Source organism: Wocania ichthyoenteri Th78 (genome assembly GCF_000789235.1).
GTDB lineage: Bacteria > Bacteroidota > Bacteroidia > Flavobacteriales > Flavobacteriaceae > Wocania_A > Wocania_A ichthyoenteri.
This window is the reverse complement of sequence record NZ_KN525716.1, coordinates 3,133,692-3,151,150: the sequence shown is the minus strand read 5'-3', so window position 1 is coordinate 3,151,150 and position 17,459 is coordinate 3,133,692. Positions and strand designations below refer to the sequence as shown.

The 17,459-nt window shown below is 32.2% G+C and carries 16 protein-coding genes; 8 read left to right on the top strand and 8 right to left on the bottom strand.

All coding sequences use genetic code 11. The features are described from left to right. The first annotated feature begins 47 nt into the window (after positions 1-47). From RG22_RS13790 to RG22_RS13775, 4 genes are all read left to right on the top strand, one after another. The gene (locus RG22_RS13790) at positions 48-944 is read left to right on the top strand and encodes a FecR family protein (RefSeq protein ID WP_034044297.1); all 897 of its coding nucleotides are present in this window, start codon (positions 48-50) and stop codon (positions 942-944) included. Beyond that, complete coding sequence (locus RG22_RS13785) at positions 937-3,294, top strand: TonB-dependent receptor plug domain-containing protein (RefSeq protein ID WP_244462152.1); 2,358 nt, start codon at positions 937-939, stop codon at positions 3,292-3,294. Before RG22_RS13790 ends, RG22_RS13785 begins: the two co-directional genes overlap by 8 nt. 144 nt (positions 3,295-3,438) lie before the next feature. Continuing rightward, a complete protein-coding gene (locus RG22_RS13780; protein ID WP_034044296.1) occupies positions 3,439-4,005 on the top strand; it encodes a Crp/Fnr family transcriptional regulator in 567 nt (188 codons plus the stop codon). Positions 4,006-4,088: 83 nt separating this feature from the next. Further along, positions 4,089-4,541, top strand: coding sequence for a carboxymuconolactone decarboxylase family protein (locus RG22_RS13775; RefSeq protein ID WP_052143750.1), 453 nt, complete (start codon positions 4,089-4,091; stop codon positions 4,539-4,541). Positions 4,542-4,634: 93 nt separating this feature from the next. Here the strand turns inward: RG22_RS13775 and guaB are convergent, their stop codons facing one another. The 6 genes from guaB to RG22_RS13745 form a co-directional block, all read right to left on the bottom strand. Beyond that, positions 4,635-6,107 (bottom strand): IMP dehydrogenase, encoded by a 1,473-nt coding sequence (gene guaB / locus RG22_RS13770; protein ID WP_034044295.1) that lies wholly within the window; start codon positions 6,105-6,107, stop codon positions 4,635-4,637. Between the two features lie 59 nt (positions 6,108-6,166). After that, entirely contained in the window at positions 6,167-6,871 is a 705-nt protein-coding gene (locus tag RG22_RS13765) for a hypothetical protein (RefSeq protein ID WP_034044293.1), read from the bottom strand. 34 nt (positions 6,872-6,905) lie between these two features. Continuing rightward, on the bottom strand, positions 6,906-7,394 hold the full coding sequence (locus tag RG22_RS13760) for a hypothetical protein (RefSeq protein WP_034044291.1): 489 nt from the start codon (positions 7,392-7,394) through the stop codon (positions 6,906-6,908). After that, positions 7,395-7,922 carry an FMN-binding protein gene (locus tag RG22_RS13755; protein WP_034044290.1) on the bottom strand — a complete coding sequence of 176 codons (528 nt, stop codon included), beginning with the start codon at positions 7,920-7,922 and terminating at the stop codon, positions 7,395-7,397. It abuts the gene before it with no gap. Between the two features lie 206 nt (positions 7,923-8,128). Continuing rightward, positions 8,129-9,292, bottom strand: a complete 1,164-nt coding sequence (locus RG22_RS13750) for a porin family protein (RefSeq protein WP_034044289.1) — start codon at positions 9,290-9,292, stop codon at positions 8,129-8,131. A 152-nt stretch (positions 9,293-9,444) separates the two neighbouring features. Continuing rightward, positions 9,445-10,308 carry a hydroxymethylglutaryl-CoA lyase gene (locus RG22_RS13745; protein WP_034044286.1) on the bottom strand — a complete coding sequence of 288 codons (864 nt, stop codon included), beginning with the start codon at positions 10,306-10,308 and terminating at the stop codon, positions 9,445-9,447. A 99-nt stretch (positions 10,309-10,407) separates the two neighbouring features. On the opposite strand from RG22_RS13745, the gene RG22_RS13740 reads away from it, so the two are divergent. Continuing rightward, positions 10,408-11,367, top strand: coding sequence for a T9SS type A sorting domain-containing protein (locus RG22_RS13740; RefSeq protein ID WP_034044284.1), 960 nt, complete (start codon positions 10,408-10,410; stop codon positions 11,365-11,367). Between the two features lie 103 nt (positions 11,368-11,470). Continuing rightward, complete coding sequence (locus tag RG22_RS13735) at positions 11,471-13,396, top strand: M43 family zinc metalloprotease (protein WP_162183653.1); 1,926 nt, start codon at positions 11,471-11,473, stop codon at positions 13,394-13,396. Positions 13,397-13,405: 9 nt separating this feature from the next. On the opposite strand, the gene RG22_RS13730 is transcribed toward RG22_RS13735, so the two are convergent. Continuing rightward, entirely contained in the window at positions 13,406-14,440 is a 1,035-nt protein-coding gene (locus RG22_RS13730; protein ID WP_034044279.1) for a quinone-dependent dihydroorotate dehydrogenase, read from the bottom strand. A 124-nt stretch (positions 14,441-14,564) separates the two neighbouring features. On the opposite strand from RG22_RS13730, the gene pepT reads away from it, so the two are divergent. Together pepT and RG22_RS13720 are read left to right on the top strand one after the other, a co-directional pair. Next, positions 14,565-15,803, top strand: coding sequence for a peptidase T (gene pepT / locus RG22_RS13725; protein ID WP_034044278.1), 1,239 nt, complete (start codon positions 14,565-14,567; stop codon positions 15,801-15,803). Between the two features lie 139 nt (positions 15,804-15,942). After that, positions 15,943-16,344 (top strand): DUF1801 domain-containing protein, encoded by a 402-nt coding sequence (locus RG22_RS13720; RefSeq protein WP_034044276.1) that lies wholly within the window; start codon positions 15,943-15,945, stop codon positions 16,342-16,344. A gap of 77 nt (positions 16,345-16,421) precedes the next feature. Here RG22_RS13720 and RG22_RS13715 read toward each other — a convergent pair whose 3' ends face one another. Then, positions 16,422-17,327, bottom strand: a complete 906-nt coding sequence (locus tag RG22_RS13715; protein ID WP_034044275.1) for a TIGR01777 family oxidoreductase — start codon at positions 17,325-17,327, stop codon at positions 16,422-16,424. Positions 17,328-17,459 lie beyond the last annotated feature (132 nt).

Sequence of the window (17,459 nt, the reverse complement as noted above, 5' to 3'; positions counted from 1 at the left end):
GGGTAGGAAAAAATAAAAGTTAACTGTTATATAGTTGTATAAGAATTATGGACAAAGAAATTTTAATATCGAAATGGTTAAATAACAATCTAAATGATCAGGAACTTGAAGCGTTTAAAAACCTTGAAGATTACGATGATTTAGTAAAGTTAAATAACAGCGTGCAAGCTTTTAAGGCTGATAATTTTAATACGTCTACCGAATTAGAAACCGTATTATCTAAAATTAAACGCTCTAAAAAGCAGACTATACATTGGGTAAAACCATTAATGCGTGTTGCTGCAATACTTGCTGTTTGTTTTAGTTTATACTATTACACAACCACTTTAGACACGACGATTACTACTAAATTTGCCCAAAAAACGACTATAGAATTACCAGACGCTTCTAGTGTTTCACTTAATGCAAAATCGTTGTTAGCATTTAATAAAAACAATTGGAAACACGAGCGCGAAGTAGAACTTAATGGCGAAGCTTTTTTTAAAGTTGCCAAAGGCTCTTCATTTAAAGTTATTACAAAATCAGGAACCGTTACGGTTTATGGTACTCAATTTAATGTAAAACAACGGGACAATTATTTTGAGGTTATTTGCTACGAAGGATTAGTTGGCGTAACGCACAATTCTCAAGAAACAAAATTAAAACTGGGAGACCGTTTTTTAATTATCGATGGGAAAATTATTGTTAAAGAAAAAGAAAACCGTACAACACCTTCGTGGTTAAATAACGAAAGCCAATTTAAAAGTTTACCTTTTAAAGAAGTTATTGCAGAATTTGAAAGACAATACAACGTTACTTTTGATGTAACAAATGTTGATACCAATCAACTATTTACAGGTGGTTTTCCACACGATAGTTTAGATACTGCAATTGAATCTATTACCTTACCTTTACACTTAACCCATAGTAAAACCAACAATACTATAACATTAAAACGTGAGTAGAAAAGGTACAGGTTCTATCTTTATACTATTGTTTTTTTTGAATGTTTTGGATTTAAGTTCTCAAACTATTCAAAAAGAAAAGCACCCACTTACTGTCGTTTTAAAAATTATTGAAACCCGCTATAACATTAGTTTTTCTTATGCTGATGCGACCATTCATAATAAAAAAGCAACAATTCCAGATGAAAATTTAACTTTAATTGAAGTTTTAGATGTTCTTAAAGATGAAACGAAGCTAGATTTTGAATTGTTAGACAATCGATTTGTCGCCATTAAAATTAATAAACCGTTAAGTCTGCAAAACAACATTCAAAAACTCGACGAAGTCATAATAACCAACTATCTAACCACAGGGATTACAAAATTAAACGATGGCTCCATTACCATAAAACCAGAAACTTTTGGTATTCTTCCAGGTTTAATTGAACCTGATGTTTTACAAACCATTCAATCGCTTCCAGGAGTTTTAAGTATTGACGAAACCGTGTCGAATATTAATATTCGAGGAGGTACGCACGACCAAAACTTGCTGCTTTGGGATGGTATTAAAATGTATCAATCTGGACATTTTTTTGGATTAATTTCAGCATTCAATCCATACACCACAAAACAAGTAAACGTTTCAAAAAACGGAACACGCGCCAAATATGGCGATGGTATTTCTAGTATTATCGATATGCAATTACCCAATGATATTGACAATGTGTTTAAAGCTGGCGGTGGATTTAATTTAATTAATGCCGATGTTTTTGCTAAAATTCCTTTATCGTATAATACCGAATTGCAAATTTCCATGCGTCGTTCGGTAACAGATTTGATTACCACACCAACTTACAATCTTTATAAAAAACGTGTTTTTCAAGATTCAGATTTAACCAATTTTAATCAAGATGATGAAGCTATTGACAAAAACGAACAGTTCTATTTCTACGATATTACTGCAAAATTTCTATATGACATTACTAAAAAAGATAAAATTCGGTTTCACTTTTTAAACGCAAACAACAAATTAAATTATGAAGAACTAGCCAATATTAATGACAGAAACGAAGCTTTAAACAGCAAATTGTCGCAACGTAATTCTGCATTAGGATTAAGCTACACCAGAGGTTGGACTTCAAAACTTTCAACCACTGCGCAAGTATATGTTACTAATTATGATTTAGACGCTATTAATTTCGATATAATAAACAACCAACGATTAATTCAAAAAAATGAAGTCGTTGATGGTTCGGCAAAATTAGATATTAATTACAACCACAATAATCAGTTAAAACTAAATGGAGGCTATCAATTTACCGAAGTTGGGATTAGTAACCTTGAAGATGTAAATAATCCGATTTTTAGAAGCTTTATAAGAGATGTTGTGCGGAGTCATTCACTTTATGCCGAAGCTGCTTTTTTATCAAACGATGCAAAAACCAATTTGAAATTTGGGAATAGAATAAACCATTTTCCGAAATTCAACATGACTATAAATGAACCGCGTTTAAGTTTTAGTCAGCGGTTTTTAAACAATTTTAGATTTGAATTATTGAGCGAACTTAAAAGCCAAACCACATCTCAAATTATCGATTTACAAAACGATTTTTTAGGGATTGAAAACAGACGATGGATTTTATCGAATAATAACCCCGAGGTTATTACTATTAACAATAAAAATATTCAACCTGTTCCTATTATAAAAAGTAAACAAGCTTCAGTTGGTTTGCATTATAACAAAAACAAATTGATGATTAGCGCTGAAGGCTATCTTAAAAAAGTTAATGGTATTAGTACTCGTAGTCAAGGATTTCAAAACCAATATCAGTTTGTAAACAGTGTTGGAAGTTACCAAATTAAAGGCGTTGATTTTTTGGTAAACAAACAATTTAATAATGTTTTTAGCACATGGTTAAGCTATTCTTACAGCAAAAACGATTATACCTTTCCTGATTTGAATAGCGGTATTTCATTTCCTAACAATGCTGATATTCGTCATGCTTTAGCACTTTCTGGAGTGTATACGTATAATGACATTAAATTTGCGTTAGGGTTAAATTGGCGCTCTGGAAAACCTACAACATTGCCTGATTATGCAAATGATGATCCGGACGATAACACCATTACTTATACCACACCAAACGGTAGTAATTTAGACAATTATTTACGCGCAGATTGTTCTACAACTTACTCGTTTAATATTTTTAACAGATCGCGAGCTGTTGTTGGTGCTTCGGTTTGGAATATTTTTAATCAAAAAAACATAATTAACACTTACTACTCTTTAGATGCTGATAATATGATTAATAAAGTTGAAAACCACTCTTTAGGCATTACACCAAATGTAAGTATTCGTGTTACTTTTTGATAAAGTTTATATTATATATTTAAAAATTGTCGTAATAACTATTTGACTTTATAAGAAAAAAGCTTATAACTTCATTTAACATCCAATAAAGTTCATTAAAGCGGAACTTTATCTTTGCATAAAAACAATAAAAAACCATCCTAAATGAAAGACCAAATCAAAGCATATTTCAATCGATATGTTAAATTTAGTGATGCTGAAATAGATGAAATATTTTCGAAATTAACACCAAAATTATTTCAAAAGAAAGATTACATTCTTCAAGAAGGAAAAATATGCAACAGTAAATATTTTATTGTAAGTGGCTTAGTTCGCTCATTTTATATTGACAACAAAGGCAATGAAAAAATAACTCAATTCGCCATTGAAAATTGGTGGGTAACAAATTTGGAAAGTTTTATAAAAAAAACGCCCTCTACTATATCTATTCAAGCACTTGAGAAAACTGAAATATTGATAATTGATAAGAAGGAATTAGAAAAACTCTACATTTCTATTCCTAAACTCGAAAGACTGTTCAGAATTATTACTGAAAATATGTTGATTGCTATTCAACGTAAAAATGATATTTATTTACAAATGAAAAGTAAAAATAGATATAATGATTTAGTAAAACATTTCCCAAACTTCATTCAAAGAGTTCCACAATATATGATAGCATCCTACCTAGAAATCACTCCTGAATATTTAAGCGAACTGAGAAAAAATTAAAAATTTCATTTCTTAAGATACCTTAATCATTACAGTAACGAGACACAATAAATTTGCTTCATAAATCATTAAACAATAAAATTATGGAACGAATTACCTATCAAGACATCCCAAATGGAATGTTTGAAAACTTAAGAACTATTGAAGACTCAATTATCAATTCTACTTTAGATAGAAAATTGATAGAAATGATAAGATTAAGAACTGCTCAAATGAATGGATGTGCCTACTGTGTAGATATGCACTACAAAGAGTTGAAACATTTTGAAGAAACGGAACTAAGATTATCTTCTTTATGTGTTTGGGAAGAAACGCCTTATTTCTCAGAAAAAGAGAGACTTGTTTTGTTATTTACTGACACATTAACAAAACTAAAAAGTAGTCCAATTTCTCAAGAATTATTTGATAATTTGACTAGTTACTTTTCTAAAGAAGAAATTTGCTATTTAACACTGACTATATCTCAAAGTAATACTTGGAATAGACTAATGAAAACTTTTGAATTTACTCCCGGAAACTACAAAGTAAGTAAATAAGGTTACAAACAAGATTAATAAATAATAGCGATTTGAATTTAAATTCAAATCGCTATTATTTATATACAAAACCACTAAACGAACCCTTAGAAATTATCTCGAGTAATTAGGAGATTCTTTAGTAATAGTTACATCGTGTGGATGACTTTCATTAATACCACTAGCTGTAATTTTTACAAACTGTCCAGTTTCTTTTAGAGTCGCAATATCTTTAGCTCCACAATAGCCCATACCTGCACGTAAACCACCTATAAACTGGTGAATACTTTCGTATAAATCGCCTTTATAAGGTACACGACCAACAATACCCTCAGGTACTAATTTTTTAATGTCGTCTTCAACATCTTGAAAATAACGATCTTTACTACCTTGTTTCATAGCTTCAACAGACCCCATACCACGATACGACTTAAACTTTCTTCCTTCGTAAATAATAGTTTCTCCTGGAGATTCTTTAGTACCTGCTAAAAGCGAACCTAACATCACTGTATCTGCTCCAGCTGCAATAGCTTTTGGAATATCACCTGTATAACGAATTCCACCATCTGCTATTACCGGAACACCTGTTCCTTTTATAGCTTCGGCAACTTCTAATACTGCAGAAAACTGTGGAAAACCAACACCTGCAACCACACGTGTTGTACAGATTGAACCTGGGCCAATACCAACTTTTACCGCATCTGCGCCAGCCTCAACTAAATATTTAGCAGCAGCACCTGTTGCAATGTTTCCAACAATAACTTCAAGTTCTGGGAATTTAGATTTTATTTCTTTTAAAACGGTTACCACTCCTTTTGTATGTCCGTGAGCGGTATCAATAACCACAGCATCTACACCTGCATTAACTAAAGCTTCTGCTCTATCTACAGCATCACCAGTAACACCAATAGCAGCAGCCACACGTAAACGCCCATATTCATCTTTATTTGCTATAGGTTTTTGGGTAACTTTTGTAATATCTCTAAAGGTTATTAACCCAGAAAGTTTAAAACTATCATCAACAATAAGCAACTTTTCGATTTTATGTTGTTGAAGAATTTTTTCGGCATCTTGTAATGAGGTTCCAATAGAAGATGTTACTAGATTTTCGCTTGTCATAACTTCAACAATTGGTCTAGCATTATCATGCTCAAAACGTAAATCGCGATTAGTTACAATCCCTTTTAATGTGCCATCCTCAGTAACAATAGGAATACCTCCAATACCATACTCTGCCATATATTGTTTAGCATCACTAACTTTAGCGGTAAGTGGCAACGTTACTGGATCTATAATCATACCACTTTCTGCACGCTTAACCTTTCTAACTTTTAAAGCTTGAGCCTCAATAGTCATGTTTTTATGTAACACACCAATACCACCTTCTTGCGCCATTGCTATTGCCATTTTACTTTCTGTAACGGTATCCATGGCTGCCGAAATAATAGGGACATTAATGGTAATGTTACGTGTAAATTTTGTTTGAATATTAACTTCGCGCGGAAGTACTTCTGAGAATGCTGGAACTAAAAGTACGTCGTCGTAAGTTAAACCTTCTCCTACTAATTTGTTTTGATGTGAAGTCATTGTGCAATTACGTTATAATTGCGTGCAAATATACAATATTTATATAAAGTAATTGTTAATTATTTATATCTGTTTTCGCAATATACTCTAAGGTAATTAAAGGCATAATTATATCGTGCCTCAGCATTTGAAAGATTGCCTTTAAACCGAATTGCTTTAGGCACAACCAGTCCGTATAAAAATGTTCCCTTTGCGATGCGTTGTATTTTCTTTAAACTGCTTTTATCCATAGTTTTATAAATACCATCAATCCATTTATACTGCTCTTTGTATAACATGTTTTCATCCCATTTTATGGCTAGATTTCCTTTATAAATTCTATTTGATTTGTAAATTGAATTTAACTCCACAAAGGCTTTATTAAAAACCTGTTTACTGCCCGAATTAGCATATTCTAAAATCTTTATATTTAAAAATAATGAATATGGAAAAGACTCCATTTTGCGCAATTTAGTAGAAATATAATGTGCCATTTTTACCCAAACCACTTCATGCCCTTTTTTATCGAGTTCTTGATACAACCATTTGTAAAAATCCTTTCGTTCATTTATTTTATAATACTCATCTGGTAAATTGTTAGTTAAATTATATTCATTAGCGAGCTGCCAAACCATTGTGTTTTTTAGTCGGTCAGATTTTAACCAATCGGATGGAGATAGGTTTTGTTTTAAAGTGGTGTTTTGGTAGGTTCTTAGGTTTCGCCATTCTTTGGCTGAAACCGAATTATTAAAAAGAATAAAGGCAAAAATTAAAATCCATCTCATGTCTTGATAAAAGTACGAGAAAATATATTTGAAGCTATCTTTTTTGAAGTAATTGTTTTAGTATAATTAATACCGAGAGCGAAAAAGTAAGCGTCATTAATATACCAGAAAACATAACAATATACTTCATCCAAAGCATACCTTTCCATAATAAATAAAGTCCGCCAAAAGTAAGTACAACAGATACAAATGGCTCTACAATTAAAAATAGTTTAAAGGTTCTATTCAGCTTAGTTATGGAAACTAAAAGCCCTACCAAAAAGAAAATAATAGACATTGATAAAATATGATTATGTACCAATGTAAGCATTTCTTTATCGCTTTTTTTAAAACGCATTACTGTGGCATTTTCATCATTTTCGTTTCCCAAATATTGTTCTTCTATACCATTTGGATTTGCTGAAGAGGTTTCTCCAACAAATAATAAACCTGTATAAAACCCAATACTTAGTACAATTATAAAAGCACCGATTAATAATTTAATCTCTTTAGGAAGCGTAAATATTAATCCGTTTAGCTGCATTTACAATATGTTTTTTGAGTGAAGGATTTTTAACGATTTTAATAAATCGTTCATAGCATTAGTCATAGCACGCACCGAAATAGTTGCTCCAGAAATAGCGACTATATTATCGCCATAACGTAAAGCGTCTTGCTGGGTTTTACCTGTAAATTGTTTTAACCAACGTTTACTACCAATTTCTCCACCGTAATCTTCTCGATATACTAATACTTTGGCTTTTAAAACCACTAAATTTTTATCTAATAATACTAAATAATCAAACTCATCAGTTTTACTTGGTGCTTTTGAAACGTAGGCGTATCCTAAAAATTTGCTATTTGATTCTATTTTGAATAAGTTATTATCTCCAAATTTAGAAGGTAGTTTTTTTGCAATTTCTGAAGGAATTATTTTGGTGTTAAACAAAAACGTTTCGATATTAAAAACATCTTTAATTTCTTTATCTACTTTTTTTTGAATATTTTTTGGAAGTCCAAAAGCCATTAAAAAAAATGCTATTAATAATAATGAAATGTGTTTAAAATTCATATTGCAAAAGTATTCTTTTTTATTTGTTTTACAAGCCAAATGGTTAACCACCAAATTTAGGTTTGGTGAGTAACCACTGTGCTTGACCGCGTTAGGGATTGAACGGTCTGTTTGAGCTCGCCGACGTAGGAGGAAGCGAGTAGTAAAAGCCCGACCACTTGCCCTGAGCGGAGTCGAAGGGTTGTGGTAACGCCCAAATTATTTTTTTAGAACCAAACCCCTAACCCAAAGTTTAGCTGCCCTTTAGACTCATTGCCAATAGCGTCATTATCGAAAATTTGATAATCTGCCTTTACTACAGCGCCTGGCGCAACATGATAACTTAAACCAGTTGTCCACTCGTTTCTGTTATAACCTAAGTTTCTTGTAATGCCTGCATCTTGGGTTGCGGCGTGTGTATCGTACATTTCGTAACGTACAAAAGCATCTAGTTTTTGAGTATTAGATAGTGGCAATAAATTGTAAGCAGCCTCGGCATACCATCCTTTAAGTTCACTCCCTAAATTGGCACTATTTAAGTTGTTATATGCAGTAGCATCACTAATTAATGCGTGAATATATTGACCTCTTGCCGAGAAACGCTTGTTAATGTATCTAGCATCTAAACCAAACATTGATATTCCAACATCTGAACCATCAATCATATCTACATCATCTTCAGCTTGGGTTCTTCCAAAATAACCAGAAAGCCCTAAACGCAACCCAGGAAGTCCGTAATAGTCTACTTTAGCAGATAAGTTTGGTGTATTAATTGTAGATTCTGCTCCTTTTTGGCGGCCATTACGCAAACCGTTACTTCCACCTAAAGCTTTAGTACCGTTTAATGATGTAAATCCGTTAAAAACATAGGCTTGATAACGTAGATTAGCGTCGTTAAACTTACCAGTTACACCTACACCAATTTCTCTCCATGTTGATGGTACAATGCTTTTATCTACATTAGGTCGCTCAACACCATTATAAGTTGTTGGCTCATGATATTCGTTTACAATACCCATTGGCACTAGCATTAAACCACCACGAATATTTACATTATCGTTTAAACTATAGTTTAAAAAAGCTTGCTCGATATACACTTCCTTAACGTGTTCGTATTCAATTTCTGTAACAAACTGAACTTTATCGTTAAACTTATAACCTAAAAGCATAACCATACGGTGTACATCCATTTTACCATTTGCGCCTTCTGGCTGATTGTAATCTATTTGTGCATAACCTCCAACAGTAATACCTTTTGAAGCTGTACCATTTAAAATGTTTTGGGCTGCATTTTGTTGTTGGTTTTTTGTTGAAGTCGTATCTTGACTTACTGTTTGTGAGAAAGTGAAAGCACTTATTAATAATGTTAAAATTGTAATTGTATTCTTCATCAGTTTTTATTTAGACTAATTATAAATAGGTTGTTATTTTCGATTGCAAAAATAAAACTGAATGTTAGATTATACAAGTTTATTTAGAATTATTTTAAATAAAAATAGACAAGATTACTTTATAAACTGAAAATGAAATAATTAGAACAAAATTAATGGTATATATTAAATATTTTTGAAGCTTCATTGTAAGCACTCTCAAAACTAAGCGCATTTAAATTATTACTTTTTTGCGAAGTAAAATAGGATAATAGCTTTTCGGTTGGCATATTACCGGTTAACTCGTTTTTTGCCATTGGGCAACCTCCAAAACCTTGTATGGCACCATCAAAACGCATACATCCTGCCTTGTAAGCAGCATCAACTTTTTCGAACCAAGTAGTTGGTGTCGTATGCAAGTGTGCTCCGAATTCTATATCTTGGTATTGCGGTATTAAATTAGAAAATAAATAATTGATGCTTTCTGGATTCGATGTGCCAACAGTATCACTAAGCGATAGAATTTTCACACCCATTTTACTTAAACGCTCTGTCCACTCGCCTACTATATTTACATCCCACGGATCGCCGTAAGGATTACCGAATCCCATAGAAATATAAACCACAACTTCTTTATTAGTCTTATCTGCAATATTTAAGATATCTTCTAAAATTAAGACGGATTGCGAAATGGTTTTATGGGTGTTACGCATTTGAAAGTTTTCGGAAATTGAAAACGGATAGCCTAAATAATCAATTTCTTTATGAACTGAAGCATTCTCTGCTCCTCTTTGGTTGGCTACAATAGCTAATAATTTACTTATTGTTTTACTTAAATCTAATTGCGATAAAACTTCGGCTGTATCTACCATTTGCGGAATAGCTTTTGGTGATACAAAGCTCCCAAAATCTATAGTATCAAACCCAACACGCAATAACGATTGTATATACTGCACTTTACTCGCAGTTGGAATAAAATCTTTTATACCCTGCATAGCATCACGAGGGCATTCAATTATTTTTACTTTATTAGGCATTTAACAAATAAAAATTCGACGATAAAAATACTATTATTTTGTAAGGGATAGTAATTAAATCAGACTTAAATCTTTATAAATCCACTAGCTATTAAACTCATGAAAAACTTTACTTCTTTTACAGGCTTACTTTTTTGTTTATTTATTTCTATTAATTGCTACGCACAAAGTGTTGCTAGTTATAGCATTGTTTTTGAAAGTTTTTGGGAAACTCCAGCTGGAGATCCAGTACATGGTGTTAGTACAATTCCCTTACCAGGGAATGCACATTGGTCGCAATTAGCTATTGCCACTCATCAAACAGCAAACTCTATATTAGAAATGGGAGCTGCTGCTTCTGCTGGCATTGAATCGATAGCAGAAACAGGAAGCACGAGTGCTTTTCAAAGCGAGGTTACTGCTAATGCAGATGCTGATAAATTTGAAATAGGTGGCGGATTAAATGCTGCACAAGGTACTATTACTAAAAATATTCAAGTTAGCGCAGATTATCCTTTTGTAAGTCTTGCTTCAATGATTGCTCCTAGTCCAGATTGGTTTATTGCTATTAATAGTGAAAATTTAAGGTCAGGTAACAATGCCGTAAATAATGGCTGGAAAACTTCTTTTACAGTAGATGTGTTTCCTTATGATGCAGGTACAGAAGATGGAAGTGGTTATTCAGGAAGTAATCCTGCAACAAACCCACTAGGTGTTATTACAAGTCTATCTAATATGCCTCCATTTGACGGTATAAATAGTAACATGAGCCATAGAATAGGAACAGTTACTTTTAACTATATAGATTCTACTTTAAGTAATGATGTTGTTGAGGCTTTAGAAAACGCTACTATTTATCCGAATCCAACGAAAGGAAAAGTAACACTTTCAAACATTAAAAATATCAAGTTAAAATCTGCAAAAATCTACAGTATTTTGGGGCGATTAGTAAAAGATATTCCAGTTGAAAAAGGACTATCAAAACTAGAGATTGATTTGTCTCATTTAAGCAAAGGGGTTTATCTTTTAAGTTTAAAATCTGCCAATAAAAGCATGACTAAAAAACTAGTAATTAACTGATTTTAAGTTAATAATTATACATAACCGATAAAATATAACGCTTAAACGTTTTTATTATACAAAATATTCAATTAGATATACATTTGAGTAAATGTTTGCCCCAATGAATATTTTCACTTTAAGAATTAAATTTCTTTTTTGTTTAGTATGTTTTACATTCACTAGTGTTCTGTATAGTCAAAATACTGAAACTAATTGCGGCACCATAACTTCTGCAGAATCTATAAAATATATTCAAAGTATAAAACCTCAGATTAAATCCTTTGAACAAGAGTTTTTAAATGCGAAATTAAGCAAAGGCGATATCCCTGTAAAAACCATAAACGCAATCCCAGTAAAAGCACATATAATTAGAAATTCAAATGGAACTGGAGGATTAAGTATTCCTGAACTTAATGATGCTATCTCTAACCTAAACGAAATTTATCAAGATGCCTTAATGGAGTTTTTTTTATGTGATGGTATTAATTATATTGATGATGATAGGTTGTGTCATTTTAACAAAAAAGACGAAAACACATTAACCGAAAAGCATAACGTTGCGGGTTTAATTAATATTTATTTTACAGATTATATTAAAAACACTTCAGACGAAAATATATGTGGTTACAGCAATAATGTTGCAAGACAAGATGTTATTGTTATGAAAAATGACTGCGCCACTAACGGTTCTTCATTAGCACACGAAATGGGGCATTTTTTCTCATTAATGCATACTCACGGGCCAAAAAATGAAACCTTAACTACTGAGTTAGTAGATGGTAGTAATTGCGATACCGATGGTGATGGTATTTGCGATACACCAGCAGACCCGAAACTTACAGATAAAAATGTAAATAATTTTTGCAAATATACTGGCACAGAAACTGATGCTCACGGAGATACTTTTAATCCAGATACACAGAATATGATGTCGTATTCAAAAAAAGGATGCAGAACTCATTTTACACAGCAGCAATTGGCACGTATGTATGCCTTTTACCAAACAACTAAAAACTATTTGTCATGCCCTTCGTTTAATGCCGATTTTAGTACAGATGTAAGTCAAACTTGCGAAGACAATTTAACGGTTCATTTTAAAACCGATTGCTCAAATATTACTAAATGGGAATGGGATATTGATTCTGATGGAATAATTGATTACACAACACAAAACCCTGTACATACTTATAATTCTGGAATTTACGATGTAACACTAAGGGTTACAAACAAATCAAAATCTATAAGTAAAATCTACTCAAAATACATTAAAGTTGGTACGCAGCCAGATATGTTAGATGAAAATTTTGATAGTTTTGAAATAGCAGGAGATTATGGTTGGACAGCCAACGATGTATCAAAAAACGGATATAATTGGTATGCTAATTTTGGTGAAACTTATACAGATAATACGGGTCCAAATAACGACAATACTAACAACGACATTTTAGGCAAATATATTTATGCTGAAGCTTCTGGTGCCGAACCTGGTGATGTTGCCGAATTCATTTCACCTTGTTTCACTATTGACAAAGAAAACTCTGAACTTGAATTTGCATACCATATGTTTGGAGGTGGCATAGGTGAATTACATGTGGATTTAAAAACCGAAACTGGTTATATTAACGATGTTATTCCTGCTATAATTGGCAGTCAACAGAACAATCAAAATGATGCTTTTTTAACGAAATCTGTCGATTTATCTTCGTATACCAATCAAACTATAAAAGTTAGATTTATAGCTATTAGAGGTTCTAGTTGGGAAGGCGATATTGCTATTGATGATGTTTTTATTAAAACGATTTATACACCAATATCAGACGAAACGTTTAAAGTATATCCAAATCCTGTTAAAAACGACTTACTTTATGTAAAAACTAATGATTCAGAATTAGTTTCAAACTACAACATTTCTAATTTAGTGGGTCAAACATTTTTATCTGGTACAGTATCAAAACGGCCAATAGATATGAGCAACTTACCATCTGGGACTTACTTACTTATTTTAAATGATGGCAAATCTAGAGTTCTTAAAAAAATCATCAAATAAACAAACTACTTAGCTTTCTTTTAAAATCGCTTTGTTAATCCCTTTAATTAAACTTGGGCCTTCGTAGATAAAGCCTGTATAAACTTGAATTAAATCTGCTCCGGCACTAATTTTTTCTAGAGCATCTTGAGCTGAATGTACACCGCCAACGCCAATAATGGGAAACGCTTTATTACTTTTTTCTGAAAGATATTTAATGACTTGTGTACTTTTTTCTTTTATAGGCTGCCCGCTTAAACCCCCGTTACCAATGCTTTCCAGTTGTTTTTGAGAAGCTTTCAATCCGCTTCTATCCATCGAGGTATTACTTGCAATAACGCCATCTAATTTAGTATCGGCAACCAATTGAATAATTTCATCTAATTGATTATTGTTTAAATCTGGTGCTATTTTTAAAAGAATGGGTTTCTGTTTTTTAAAAGTTTTATTAGCGTTTTGTACAGCATTTATCAATTCTTCTAAATAATCTTTATCATTCAATTTGGCATGACTCCCAACATTTGGGCAACTTACATTTAGCACAAAATAATCAACAAAAGGATGCAAGGCATTAAAACATTCTAAATAATCTTTAGTGTAATCTTCTGGTTTGGTTTGGGTGTTTTTTCCAATATTTCCGCCAATAATCAGTTTACCTTTGTTCTTTTTTAATTGAGTAATTGCTGCTTCTAAACCTTCATTATTAAAGCCCATGCGGTTAATAATCCCTTGGTCATCTTTTAATCGAAATAATCGCTTTTTAGGATTTCCAGCTTGTGTCTTTGGAGTTACCGTACCAATTTCAATGAAACCAAATCCAAAGTTTGCTAACTCATTGTACAATACCGCATTTTTATCGAAACCTGCTGCTAAACCCACGGGGTTTTTAAAGGTTAAACCGAATAACTTTCGTTCTAATCGCTTATCATTTACAACATATAAACTTTTAAATATCGAAGTAAATCCAGGTATTTTAGAAGTGAATTTTATTAATGAAAACGTAAAATAATGAATCTTTTCTGGGTCGAATAAAAAGAATAGCGGACGAAGTAATAATTTGTACATCAGTATTATTTATGCAAAAATACTTCTAATTAAAAAAATGAGCAATTTAAAAAGCTAAAAAACTTATAAGTCGTAACTTTAAGCCCATAATGGGCTATTAATTTTCTCACTCAAGTATTATAAAATGATTTCAAAAGAACACATTATAAAACGATTTATCAGTTACGTCACTATTGATACTGAATCGGATCCGAATTCAAACACCACACCAAGCACCAAAAAACAGTGGGATTTAGCCAATAAATTAGCCGAAGAATTAAAAGCCATTGGTATGTACGATGTTACTATTGATGATAACGCATATATTATGGCAACCTTACCAAGCAATGTGGAACATGATGTACCAACTATTGGATTTATTTCTCATTTTGATACCTCACCAGATTTTACTGGTGCTAATGTAAAACCTCAAATTTTTGAAAATTATCATGGTGGAGACATCTTATTAAATAAAGAAGAAAACATTGTGTTATCGCCAGATTATTTTGATGATTTACGCCAATATATTGGACAAACTTTAATTACTACAGATGGCACAACCCTTTTAGGTGCTGATGATAAAGCCGGTATTTGCGAAATTGTTTCGGCAATGGAATACTTAATTAAGAACCCAGAAATTAAACACGGAAAGATTCGAGTTGGTTTTACGCCAGATGAAGAGATAGGTCGTGGTGCACATAAGTTTGATGTAGAAAAATTTGATGCAGATTGGGCTTACACTATGGATGGTAGCCAAATAGGAGAATTAGAATACGAAAATTTTAATGCTGCTAGTGCTAAAGTAAAAGTTAAAGGAAAAATTGTGCATCCAGGATATGCCAAAGGAAAAATGATAAATTCTATGTACATCGCTACCGAATTTATTAACTCCTTACCACGTTTAGAAACACCCGAACATACTGAAGGCTATCAAGGGTTTTTCCATTTACATAATATCCATGGAGATGTTGAAGAAACTATTTTAGAATATATAATTCGCGACCACGATAAAGAGAAATTTGAAGCTAGAAAAGCATTATTTGAAAAATTAGCAGCTGAGTTAAACTCGCAATATGGAATAGAAGCTATTGTTGTAGACATAAAAGATCAATATTACAATATGAAAGAAAAGGTAGAACCTGTAATGCATATTGTAGATATTGCCGAAGAAGCCATGAAACAATTAGATATCGAACCGCTTATAAAAGCCATTCGTGGTGGTACCGATGGTTCACAGTTAAGCTATATGGGATTACCGTGCCCGAATATTTTTGCTGGCGGGCATAACTTTCATGGGCGTTACGAGTATGTACCCGTTGAAAGCATGATAAAAGCAACGCAAGTTATTTGTAAAATTGCAGAGTTGACTGCGGTTGAAAAGTAGATTACTTTTGATTTTTGCCACTTGGCTTTGCTAGAAAAATTAGCTAATTTCGTTTGACGGTGGATGTAAACAATTCTAAACAACAATTTATATTCGTTGATTATTGTAGGTAATATAAAAACATCTAGAGAATAAAGAAATGAAACCAACAAATAGCAACGTAATGGAATTCATAAAATCCGTTCCAAATGAAACAAGGCAAAAAGATGGACTTGTAATTGTGGAAATGATGAATAAAATTACAAACATGAAACCCATAAAATGGGGTCCTTCTATAATTGGATTCGGGAGCTATGTGCACAAATACGAAAGTGGACGGGAAACAAAGCTACCTTTGGCTTCCTTTTCGCCTAGAAAGCAACATTTAGTTTTGTATGTATTAAATGGTTTTGAAAATCAGGAAGAATTATTAAATAATTTAGGTAAACATAAAACAGGCAATATATGTCTATATATAAACAAACTTGCTGATGTAAACATCGAAATTCTAGAAAAGATTATTACTTCTGCTTACAACAAGAATAAAAAACATACCAAATAAAGAATACATACCTACAATACTATGTAAAATACATTTTATACACTAACCGTTAAACGAAACACTCTAAAAAATTATTTCTATCCCAACAAATCCTCTAAAGCAGACTGTAAATGATGTGCTTCATATTGAAAGCCTTTATCTTCAATTTTTTTAGAGCTAACACGCTGGCTATCAAATAATAAAGTATGCATATCACCTAAAGCAAGTTTCATAAAAAACTTAGGAATATTTGGTAAAAACAAAGGCTTACCCAATGCTTTAGCAATGGTTTTTGTTAATTCTAAATTGGTAACTGGGTTTGTCGCAACACCATTATAAATACCACTTAGTTTATTTTCTAAAACGTATAAAAATATACGTGCTAAATCGTTAATATGTACCCACGATTGCCATTGTTTTCCACTACCAAAAGCAGCACCCAAACCAAATTTTATCGGTTTTACCATTTCTTGTAAAGCACCACCTTTATTTGATAACACTAAACCAATTCTAACTTTAGAAACGGTAATGCAAACTTGCGAAAAGCCATCAACGGCATGCTCCCATTTTTGTACGACATCACTTAAAAATGAATCATCAAAATCATTAAAAGTTTCATCGTAATAATGAATTAAAGAATCTGGATAAACACCAATAGCACTTGCTGAAACCACTTGTTTTATAGAGTGTGGTTCGCCTTTTAAAGTATTAATTAATAACCGTGTGCCATTAATTCTACTAGAAATAATTTCTTCTTTATAAGCTGGTGTCCATCGTTTTGAAACGGTAGCGCCCGCTAAATGAATTATAGCATCAACTGCACCAAAACAGCTTGCGTCAATATCTTGTGTTTTAGGGTTCCAATAAAAACCTTGGTAATTTTCAGCCTTCTTAATTTTAGATTTACTTGTAGTTAAGTAATTTACAGCAATGCCTTTTTCATGGCAAAGCTTAACAATCTCCTGCCCTATTAATCCTGTAGCTCCTGTTATTAAAACGCGCATAATTCCTTTTTACATAAAGTTACAAAATGTAAGCTTCAATAACTATACATTTATATTTGGTTTAACAGATTTAACGGGGTTTTAACTTTTAACCCATTGTAAGGTTGGACCCTTCAACTGTGTACTCAAGAT